The sequence below is a fragment of the Nocardiopsis sp. JB363 genome, from assembly GCF_900143625.1.
Taxonomy (GTDB): Bacteria; Actinomycetota; Actinomycetes; order Streptosporangiales; family Streptosporangiaceae; genus Nocardiopsis.
Map to the genome: position 1 here is coordinate 1 of NZ_FRFF01000058.1, position 11005 is coordinate 11005.

Sequence of the window (11005 nt, forward strand, 5' to 3'; positions counted from 1 at the left end):
CGCCGACCCCCGTGCCGCCCACCTCCGGCGCCACCGAACTCACGATGTCCGACACCTACGCGCTCTTCCAGGCCCGGGGTATCGAGTACGGTCCCGCCTTCCAGGGGCTGCGCACGGTCCGGGCCGACGGAGACCGCACCTGGGCGGAGTCCGGGCCGGACGTACTGCCCTCCGACGCCGAGGCGATGACCGGCCCGCACCCGGTCCTGCTCGACGCCGGGCTCCAGTCCCTGCTCCTGCGCGAGACGGACGCCGACGAGGCCCCCCGGCTGCTGATGCCCTTCGGCTGGAGCGGGGTTCGACTGCACCGGTCCCACACCCCGGAACGGGTACGGGTGCAGCTCTCCCGAACCGGGGACGACACCTACGAGGTCCTGGTCACCGATGCCGAGGGTGCTCCGGTCCTGAGTGTTGCGTCCCTCGCCGTCAGGGAGGCCGCCCCGACGACCCGAGCGGATCAGGACGCGCTCTTCCACCAGGAGTGGGAGGAGATCACCGACCCCGGCGGGGCCACCGTCCCCGACCCGGCCACCTGGGCCGCGGTGGGCACCGTGCCCGGCATCGAACGTTGCCCACAGGAGGGCGAGGAAGCGCCCACCGTGATCGTGCTCGCGCCCGAAGGTCCCGGGGGAGCCGACCCCGAACAGGCCCTCGCACGGTTGTCCGGTGTGCTGGGCCCGCTCCGGGACCGCGTGGACGACGACCACTACGCCGACACCCGGTTCGTCGTACTCACCCGGGGCGCGGTGAGCCTGCCGGGGGACACGGACTTGCCCGTCGACCCGTCCGCCGCCGCGCTGTGGGGGCTCATCGCCTCCGCCGAGACCGAGAACCCCGGCCGCTTCCTACTGCTGGACGCCGACCACGCCGCCCCCGAACTGGTCGCCGCCGCGCTGCGCACGGAGGAACCGCGAGTGGCCGCCCGCGAGGGGCGACTCCACGCTCCGCGTCTGGCGCGCACCCGCTCCGAAGCCGACGACGGCACCGTCCCGCCCGCCCGCAGCCCGGGCTGGCGTCTGGACACCGACGGAAGCGGCATCCTCGACGGACTCACCTACGTCCCCGTGGCCGAACGCCCGCTCGCGCCCCACGAGGTGCGTGTCGCCGTCCGCGCCGGGGGACTGAACTTCCGCGACGTCCTGATGACCGTGGGCATGTACCCCGAACCGGGCGACATCGGCAACGAGGGCTCCGGCGTGGTGCTGGAGGTCGGTGAGGAGACCGAAGGACTGAAGCCGGGCGATCGGGTGATGGGGCTCTTCCCGGGCGCCTTCGGGCCGATCGCGGTGGCAGACCACCGGTACCTGGCCCGGATCCCGGAAGGGTGGGACCACGCCGAGGCGGCCGCCGTCCCCGCCGTGTACCTCACCGCCTACCTCGCCCTGGTGGAGGAGGCCGGCCTGCGCGCCGGCGAGACCGTCCTCATCCACTCCGCCGCGGGTGGAGTGGGTCAGGCGGCGCTCGGCCTGGCCCGGCACCTCGGTGCCCGAGTGCTCGCCACGGCCAGCCCCGAGAAATGGGACCTGCTCCGAGAGTCCGGTCTGGGCGAGGACGAGATCGCGCACTCGCGTGAACTCGGGTTCGAGGAGCACTTCCGCGCGAGCGCCGGCACCGTGGACGTGGTCCTCAACTCCCTCACCGGGGACGCGATCACCGCGTCCCTGCGGCTGCTCGGCGAGGGCGGCCGGTTCATGGAACTGGGCCGCAACGAACTGCTCGGGTCGGGCGACGTCCCCGAAGGCCTCACCTACCGGGCCTTCAACGTCCTGGAATCGGGGCCGGAACCGATCCGGCGGGCCTTCGCCGCACTCCTGCCGCTGCTCGCGGACGGCACCCTGCCCCGCGGCCCCCTCAGCCGGTATCCGATCGAGGAGGCACCCGAGGCGTTCCAGATCATGCAGCGCGGCCACAACGTCGGCAAGGCCGTACTGGAGCTGTCCACCCGCTTCCGCCCCGGCGGAACGGTCCTGGTCACCGGGGCCACGGGCCGCCTGGGCAGCCTGGTCGCCCGCCACCTGGTCGTCCGGCACGGCGTGCGGGACCTCCTCCTCATCGGTCGTCAGGGATCACGTGCCCCCGGAGCGACCGAACTCGTCGCCGAGCTGACCGCGCTCGGCGCCCGAGCCCGGGTCGAGGCGTGCGACGTCACCGACACCGACCGCCTACGGGAACTCCTCGACGAGGTCCCGGTCTCGGCCGTCGTGCACTCGGCCGGGCTGATCGACGACTCCACCTTCACCGGTCTGACCACCGCACGCCTCGACAGGGTGATGGGACCCAAGGCCGTGGGCGCGTGGAACCTGCACCGCCTCACCGCCCACCTCGACCTGGACGCGTTCGTCCTGTTCTCCTCGGCGGCGGGGGTGTTCGGCAGCGCGGGACAGGCCGCCTACTCGGCTGCCAACGCCTACCTGGACGCACTCGCGCGGTACCGCCGGGGGCAGGGCCTGCCGGCCCACTCCCTGGCCTGGGGGCGCTGGTTGGTGGAGACCCGCGAGTTCGCCGAGATGGACGACGTCTCCGCGAACCGGATGGCCCGCACCTGGGGCGTCCAAGGGATCGGCGACAGCGAGGGATGCGCGCTCCTGGACGCCGCCCTGGCCACGGACCGCGCCGAGCTCGTGCCCTCACCGATCGACCTGGTGGGGCTGCGCACCCGAGCGGTCACCCAGGGGTCCGTGCCGGCGCTGATGCGGGGGCTGGTGCGCGCCCCCGAACGCGCCGCCGGTGACACCGACCAGGTGACCTCGGTACCGCAGGGGGCGGAGCGCCGGGAGCTGATCACCCGGCTGGTCCGTGAACGGGCGGCGGAGATCCTGGGCTACGGGGAGTACGGCGCCCACCAGGAGTTCCCCGAGTCCGGGTTCGACTCGCTGACCGCCGTGGAACTGCGCAACCACCTTCAGGGGCTCACCGACCTGCGCCTGCCCGCCACCCTGGTGTTCCAGTACTCCACCCCGGTGACCCTGGCCGAGCACCTCGATCGGGAGATGGGCGGCGCCGAACCGGCGAAGGAGACGAACGGGGGCACCTCCGACAGCCTGGTCGGGCTCTTCCTGGACGCCTGCGTCGCCAACCGCCCCAAGGAGGCCGTCGGCCTGGCCTTGGCCGCCTCGCGCACACGCGCGGTCTTCACCGGGGCCTCGCCCTCCGCCACCACCACCCTGGCCACGGGCCCGGAGGAACCCGTCCTGATCTGCCACCCGTCGCTGGTCATGACCTCCGGCCCGCACGAGTTCGCCCGGTTCGCCGGCCGTTGGCAGGGGCGCCGTGGCGTCCACGTGCTCTCCGCGCCTGGATACCTGGAGGGCGAGGAACTGCCCACCGACCTGGACACCTTCGTGCGGTCCCAGGCCGACCAGGCGCTCGCCGCGGCCGACGGCCGCCCGTTCGTCCTGGTCGGTCGTTCCTCGGGCGGTTGGACGGCACACGCCGTCGCCGAGGAACTCGCCGCCAGGGGCACCCCGCCCACGAAGGCCGTCCTGCTCGACACGGTCGTGCCGGGTGACGACGAGCTGCTGCCGATGGTCACGGAGTTCGTCACCGAGCGCGCCACCGAGTTCGAGCTGATGGACACCGCCCGACTGACCGCGATGGGCGCCTACCTCGACCTGTTCGACTCGTGGCGGCCGTCGTCGTGGCGAGGCTCGACGGTGCAGGTGCGACCGATCGAACCGGTGGTCACCGCCGGTGGTGCCAAGCTCGGCCTGGACTGGAGCTGGCCGACCGAGCACGAGCGGGTCGAGGTGCCGGGCGACCACTTCACCATGATGGAGGAGCACGCCCCCCGGACCGCAGAGGCGGTGGACCGGAGCATCTCCGAGTGACCCCTTCGTCGGCGCGGTCGCGGTGGAACCACCGCGACCGCGCCACCCTGCCGGCCCGAGATCGGCGGCGGAACAATCCGTCTCGTCGGGGCGTTGGCCTGTGTGGTGCGCCCGGGACCCCGACCCCGGCAGCCGCCCGCGCTTCGGGCCATGCCCGGCAAAACCGGTTGCGGGCCCTCTTAACCTTGGTTACTGATGAGCACCACCACGCCCGCGCACGCGCGCAAGCCCTCCTCCGACGCGGACCCGCTCCGCTCCCGGTTGCGCGGCCTCATGCCCGCCGACCGCCATCGGCTCCGTCGCCGCATCGACGGCCTCGCCAAGATCGACGACGAGCGCCGCCGCGCCTCGACGCGCGAAAAGATCGTCGGTGACGTCGACCGCGCCGAGATGCGCGTGGACCTGCGCCGTGAGGCCGTCCCCGAGCTCTCCTACCCCGAAGAACTCCCGGTCAGCGCCAAGCGCGATGACATCGCCGAGGCGATCCGCGACCACCAGGTCGTCATCGTCGCCGGTGAGACGGGTTCGGGTAAGACCACCCAGTTGCCCAAGATCTGCATGGAGCTCGGCCGCGGTGTCATGGGCACCATCGGCCACACCCAGCCGCGCCGGCTCGCCGCCCGCACGGTCGCCGAGCGCATCGCCGACGAGGTCGGCACCCCGCTGGGCGAGACCATCGGCTACAAGGTCCGTTTCACCGACTCCTCCGGTGACAACACCCTGGTCAAGCTGATGACCGACGGCATCCTGCTGGCCGAGATCCAGCACGACCGGATGCTGCGCCAGTACGACACGCTCATCATCGACGAGGCGCACGAACGCAGCCTCAACGTCGACTTCCTGCTCGGGTACCTCAAGCAACTGCTGCCCAAACGGCCCGATCTGAAGATCATCATCACCTCGGCCACCATCGACCCCGAGCGTTTCTCCCGTCACTTCGACGACGCCCCCATCATCGAGGTCTCCGGCCGCACCTACCCGGTGGAGGTCCGCTATCGGCCCATCACCGACGAGATCCTCGACCCCGACGAGAAGAATCCAAGAGGGGGGTTCGCGCCGGAGGCGTCCGTTGAGGGTGGTGGCGGGCGACGGGTGGGCGGCACCGACAAGGACCAGACCCAGGCCATCCTGGAGGCCGTCGAGGAACTCTCCCGCGAGGACCCCGGCGACGTCCTCGTCTTCCTCAGTGGCGAACGCGAGATCCGCGACACCGCCGAGGCCCTGGAGAAGAAGAAGCTCCGCGGCACCGAGGTCCTCCCGCTCTACGCCCGCCTGTCGGTGGCCGAACAGAAACGCGTGTGGTCCCGGCACGGCGGCCGCCGCGTCGTGCTCGCCACCAACGTCGCCGAGACCTCGCTGACGGTGCCCGGCATCAAGTACGTCATCGACCCCGGCACCGCCCGCATCTCCCGGTACTCGCACCGCACCAAGGTGCAGCGCCTGCCCATCGAGGCGGTCTCCCAGGCCTCCGCGAACCAGCGCAAGGGCCGCTGCGGTCGTGTCTCCGAGGGCATCTGTATCCGGCTGTACTCCGAAGAGGACTTCCTGTCCCGCCCCGAGTACACCGACCCCGAGATCCTGCGCACCAACCTGGCCTCGGTCATCTTGCAGATGGCCGCATTGGGCCTGGGCGACGTCGCCGCGTTCCCGTTCGTGGACGGCCCCGACCACCGCCAGATCAAGGACGGCGTCAACCTCCTCAGCGAGCTGGGCGCCCTGCACCCCGAACCCAAGGGCGCCAAGGAGAGTAAACGCCGCCTGACCCAGACTGGCCGTCGCCTGGCCCAACTGCCCATCGACCCCCGCCTGGGGCGCATGGTGCTGGAGGCCCAGGAACGCGACTGCCTGCCCGAGGTCATGGTCATCACCTCCGCGCTGTCCATCCAGGACCCGCGCGAGCGTCCCACCGAGAAGCAGCAGCAGGCCCAGCAGGCGCACGCCCGATTCGCCGACAAGGAATCGGACTTCCTGGCCTTCCTCAACCTGTGGAACCACCTGCGCGAGCAGCAGAAGGAACTGTCCGGCAACCGGTTCCGCAAGATGTGCCGCGAGGAGTTCCTCAACTACCTGCGGGTACGCGAGTGGCAGGACATCCACGGCCAGCTCAAGCAGGTCCTGCGGCAGATGGACATCGAGGTGCCGCCGCTGCGCGAGGAGACCGCCGACACGCGCGCCGTCCACATGTCGCTGCTGTCGGGGCTGCTCTCCCACGTGGGCCTCAAGGACCCGGACAAGCACGAGTACCTGGGCGGTCGCGGGGCGCGCTTCGCGATCTTCCCCGGTTCGGCCCTGTTCAAGAAGCAACCGCGCTTCGTCATGGCCGCCGAGCTGGTCGAGACCTCCAAGTTGTGGGGTCGCATGGTCGCCAGGATCGACCCGGAGTGGGCCGAGGAACTGGCCGGCGACATCGTCAAGCGCAGCTACAGCGAACCGCACTGGGAGCGCAAACGCGGCGCCGTCATGGCCTTCGAACGGGTCACCCTCTACGGGGTGCCCATCGTCGTGCAGCGCAAGGTGTCCTACGGCAGGATCGACCCGGAGGTGTCCCGGGAGCTGTTCATCCGCCGTGCCCTGGTCGAAGGCGGCTGGGAGACCCGCCACCAGTTCTTCCACGACAACCGCAAACTCCTCGACGAGGTCGAGGACCTCGAACACCGGGCCCGACGCCGCGACATCGTCGTGGACGACAACACCCTGTTCGACTTCTACGACCGTCGCGTCGATGAGTCCGCCGTGTCGGCCGCCCACTTCGACTCCTGGTGGAAGAAGGCCCGCCGCACCGAACCCACGCTCCTGGACTTCACCCGCGAGGAGCTCATCAACGACGGTGTGGACGTGGTCAGCGAGGACGACTACCCCGACATCTGGCGTCAGGGGCCCTTCGTCTTCCCGCTCACCTACCAGTTCGAGCCGGGCAGCGACTCCGACGGCGTCACCGTGCACATCCCGGTCAAGTTCCTCAACCAGGTGGAGAACAACGGGTTCGACTGGCAGATCCCCGGGCTGCGCGACGAGCTCGTCACGGCGTTGATCCGTTCGCTGCCCAAGCCGCTGCGCCGCTACTTCGTGCCGGTGCCCGACAACGCCGCCCGGGCCCGCGGTGCCCTGAACCCCTACGAGGGTTCGCTCACCGAGGCCCTGGCCGCCGAGCTCACCGTCATGGCCTACGGCGAACGCGTCCGGTCCGAGGACTTCCAACTCGACCGGGTCCCCGACCACCTGCGCATCACCTTCCGCGCCGTGGACGACCGCAAACGCACCCTGGCCGAGTCCAAGGACCTCGAAGGGCTGCGCGCCAAGCTCAAACCGCGCCTGCGCGAGGCCATCGCCACCGAGGCCAAGGGCGTGGAGAAGAAGGGCATCACCTCCTGGGACTTCGGTCCGCTGGAGCAGACCCTGGAGCGCAAGGCGCTGGGCCCGAAGGTGAAGGGCTACCCGGCCCTGGTGGACGAGGGCGACAGCGTCGCCATCCGCATCTTCGACACCGACGCCGAACAGCGCTCCGCCATGCGCGCGGGTGTTCGCCGGCTCCTGATGCTCACCATCCCGTCCCCGGCGACGACGGTGAGCAAGGGCCTGAACAACCCGGACAAGCTCGCCTTGGCCGACAACCCGCACGGTTCGATCAAGAAGATCCTCGCCGACGCCGAGTCCGCGGCCGTCGATCACCTGCTCGCCCGGGAGGGCGGCCCGGTGTGGAACGGCGACGACTTCGCGAAGCTGCGCGACCGTGTCCGCGCGGACCTGGGCGACACCCTCGCCGAGGTCCTGGACAAGGCCGCCCGCGTTCTCGTGCTGTGGCGCAAGGTGGCCAAGAAGGTCAAGGGTTCCACGTCCCTGGCGGTGCTGCCCTCGCTCAACGACGTGCAGGGACAGTTGGGCGACCTGGTCTCGGACGGCTTCCTCACCAACGCAGGCCTGTCCCGTCTGGACGACGTGCACCGGTACCTGAGGGGTATCGAGTACCGACTGAGCAAGCTGCCGGAGAACCCGCGCCGCGACCAGGTCAACATGTCCAAGGTCGAACAGATGCGCCAGGCCGTGCGGCGGATCCGCGGTGTGCTCAAGGCCGGCCGCGCGGACGACCCGGACGTGATCGAGCTGCGTTGGATGTTGGAGGAGTACCGGGTCAGCCTGTTCGCCCAGGAGCTGCGGACCGCCTATCCGGTATCCGACAAACGCATCATGAAGGCGATCGAGGCGGTCAAGACCGCCGATAAGAAGTAGTGGTCATCGCGTGTCCCCCGCCAAGGGGGGCACCCGGTGAGCTCAGGCGGGTCTCGCGCTCCTCCTTGGTGGCGAAGAAGTCACCGCCCTTGCGCAGCGTGTCGTCCGTGCCCCAGGACTCGTCGGCGCCGACCTTGCGCAGGTGGGGGATGTGCTTACGGCAGTGGATGTAGGCCTCCTCGACCTGCACCATCATCCACATCTGCGCCCGTTGGCCCGGGGTCTGCGGTAGGGGCAGGTTCGGGATGTGCGGCCGTAGACGTTCGTCCTCCATGATCTTCACGCGGCCGTTGACGTGCAGGCCGATTCGATCGTGTTGGAAGTCCAGGAACATCAGCCCGATGTGCGGGTTCTGGATCACGTTGCCCGCGCTGGCGAACACACCGTTACCGCGATACTCCGGGTAGACCAGGGTCCACTCGTCGATGACGTGCACGAAACCGGGCGGCCCGGCCCTGAAACTGGAGTCGCACTCGCCCCGGGCATCGGCCGTCGCGATGAACAGCATCTCCTGGCGGGCGATGAACTCCCTCATCATCGGGTTGAGGTGGTCCAGCATCTGGTCGCGGTAGAAGCGGTCGGCGCGTTCGGTGCTGCCCATGACCGCCTGTACGTAGCGTTCCCCCTCCAGCTCGGGCACGTGGTTGCTGTTGCTCTGTGTCATCAACGAGGACCTTCGACGGTGTGCGATGTACGAGGGACGGCGATGCGCGGTGGTGTCCGGCGTCGTCAGCGTGCCCTGTGGGTCGCGGAGTGGGACATGGCTTGTTCGGCCCCGGCCATCATGTGCGCGGTGATCCACTGGTAGACCAGCACCCACGACGAACTCATCGAGGAGGACCAGGTGGGGGAGACCTCGCTGACCGCGCGGATCAGGGCACGTCCCACATGGGGGTAGTGCTCGGGTCGGACGCCCAGCTCCCGGTGGTGTTGCAGACCCAGGCTCCGCAGGTACCCCGCGAGTTCCTCGGGGGTGTCCAGGTGTTGGACCACGGACAGGAGGGCGTCGGCCATGCGTTGCTGCTGCTGTTTGAGGTCATGGGAGAACATCACCCGTACTTCGGGGGCCATGACGAAGAGATGATCGTAGAAGCACCTCGACAGGCGCGTCGACCCCTCGGGGATGTCGGCGCACGAGAGGCGGACCTGCTCGATGGTCGCCTGGTCGGGCAGCGGTACTTCGGAGATGGGGCGGAGGGCCAATGGGGAGTCCAGTTGTTCGAGCGTGCGGGGAACCACGGACCGTGAGCGCACGGGTCGGGGTGCATTCTCCACGCCGGCGATGATCGGGTCTTTTTGGGCTTTTGAGTATTTGATGACAAAAGTCCCGAAGCGCCCTGTTCTTCCGTAGTCTCGCGGATTCCGAGAGGTCGGAGCCGTCGAAGCCGCAAAGGACAGGGGTGGAGAAAACGGTTTCGGCCTCCTTGAATCGGTCTTTCGAGGAGGAACTGTAACAGACACGCTACGTAGGGCAGAGCCCTCTTTTTGTGAACAGTGAATACCGGGGGGCTCAAGTGCACACGCCTCGGTGCCTTTTGAGCGGTCGAGCTCCGAAACGTTGGCACGAGCCAGGTCGTCGGCGGGCGTCGGACGACTCGGCCTTCTCCGCCCGCGCCCGGGGGCGATAGCATGCCGCCGGTGGTATGGACCACATCCCTGCCCCAGGCGACGGAAACGAGGCATCCTGTGGACACACCACGACGGCTCCTGCTCGTGGGGACCTACACCCCCGACTCCGAACCGCCGGGGGAGGGCCAGGGCATCCACCGGATCTGGTTCGACCCGCTCACCGGCGAGATGACCGACGGCGGGATCGCCGCCGGCACCACCGGGCCCTCCTTCCTCGCCTACCGACCCGAACCGCCCACGGTGTACGCGGTCAACGAGCGCGCCGAGGGCACCCTCACCGCCTTCCGCCCGCACGGCGACGCCTCCCTCACCGAGATCGGCACCGTGCCCACCGGCGGCGGCTCCCCCTGCCACGTGCGCTACCTGGGCCCGCACCAGGTCGCCGTCACCAACTACGCCAACGGCGTGGTCACCCTCGTCGCCACCGCCGAGGACGGCACGCCCACCGGCGAGACCCTCGAATTCGCCCACCAGGGCACTGGTCCGGTCAGCGACCGCCAGGAGGGCCCGCACGCGCACAGCAGCGCCGTGGCCCTGGACTCCTTCGAACCCGGCAACCGCTACCTGCTCGCCGCCGACCTGGGCACCGACGACCTGCGCGTCTACCACTACAGCCCGGTCCCCGAACAGCTCGCCGAAGAGGCCCCCGAACCCCGCGAGGGAGCCTTTCCGGGCGTGCCCCTACCGCCCGGCACCGGGCCCCGCCACATGGCGGTCAACGGCGACCACGTGTACATCGCCGGTGAGCTCGACTCCCGCGTGCACGTCGTCCGCTGGGACGGGGTGTCCGGCAGCGGTGAGCACCTGGGCTCGGTCACCGCCACCGCAGACGAGGCCGCCGGGAAGAACTTCCCCGGCGAGATCGCCCTGCACCGGCTCAAGGTCGAGGGCCGGGAGATCGCCGAAGGCGACGCCCTGCCCCCGACCAGTACCTACGAGGGGCGCGTGTACGTGTCCAACCGGGGCGCCGACGCCATCTCCACCTTCGCGGTACGGGACGGCGGCGCCCGCCTGGAGCACCTGGCGGATACGCCGGTCGGTGCCTGGCCCCGCCACTTCGCCGTGGTCAGGGGACACCGAGACGAGCCGGATCACTTGGTCGCCGCCGCCCAGAATGGGGATGAGCTGATGTCGCTGCTCATCGACCCCGACACCGGGGTTCCGCGGGACACCGGTCACCGTATGGCGATCCCGGCCCCCGTCTGCGTCCTGCCCATCCCCATCAAACGCATCCGCAAGGCCGAAGCAGCGGCCGGCGCCTCTGAGTGAAGGAGGTCTTGCCGCCAGAGGTGGGGCGGGGGCTGGGTCCGGTGCGGGTCGGG

At 69.9% G+C, this 11005-nt stretch carries 5 protein-coding genes; 3 read left to right on the forward strand and 2 right to left on the reverse strand.

The window, feature by feature from the left end; all coding sequences use genetic code 11:
• Positions 1 to 11: 11 nt before the first annotated feature.
• The gene (locus BQ8420_RS09110) at positions 12 to 3827 is read left to right on the forward strand and encodes an SDR family NAD(P)-dependent oxidoreductase (RefSeq protein ID WP_255404853.1); all 3816 of its coding nucleotides are present in this window, start codon (positions 12 to 14) and stop codon (positions 3825 to 3827) included.
• 195 nt (positions 3828 to 4022) lie between these two features.
• The gene (gene hrpA, locus BQ8420_RS09115; RefSeq protein ID WP_087097404.1) at positions 4023 to 8054 is read left to right on the forward strand and encodes an ATP-dependent RNA helicase HrpA; all 4032 of its coding nucleotides are present in this window, start codon (positions 4023 to 4025) and stop codon (positions 8052 to 8054) included.
• On the opposite strand, the gene BQ8420_RS09120 is transcribed toward hrpA, so the two are convergent.
• The gene (locus BQ8420_RS09120) at positions 8032 to 8718 is read right to left on the reverse strand and encodes a pyridoxamine 5'-phosphate oxidase family protein (protein WP_087097405.1); all 687 of its coding nucleotides are present in this window, start codon (positions 8716 to 8718) and stop codon (positions 8032 to 8034) included. The two genes, hrpA and BQ8420_RS09120, sit on opposite strands and share 23 nt — an antisense overlap.
• Before the next feature lie 65 nt (positions 8719 to 8783).
• On the reverse strand, positions 8784 to 9257 hold the full coding sequence (locus BQ8420_RS09125; protein ID WP_087097408.1) for a globin domain-containing protein: 474 nt from the start codon (positions 9255 to 9257) through the stop codon (positions 8784 to 8786).
• Between the two features lie 483 nt (positions 9258 to 9740).
• Between BQ8420_RS09125 and BQ8420_RS09130 the strand changes: the two genes are divergently transcribed.
• The gene (locus BQ8420_RS09130) at positions 9741 to 10952 is read left to right on the forward strand and encodes a lactonase family protein (RefSeq protein WP_087097406.1); all 1212 of its coding nucleotides are present in this window, start codon (positions 9741 to 9743) and stop codon (positions 10950 to 10952) included.
• The last annotated feature ends 53 nt before the right edge of the window (positions 10953 to 11005 follow it).

Bases quoted from the DNA above. Each gene is read 5' to 3' on its own strand.
- BQ8420_RS09120 (WP_087097405.1), bottom strand. From the start codon at position 8,718: ATGACACAGAGCAACAGCAACCACGTGCCCGAGCTGGAGGGGGAACGC.
- hrpA (WP_087097404.1), top strand. From the start codon at position 4,023: ATGAGCACCACCACGCCCGCGCACGCGCGCAAGCCCTCCTCCGACGCG.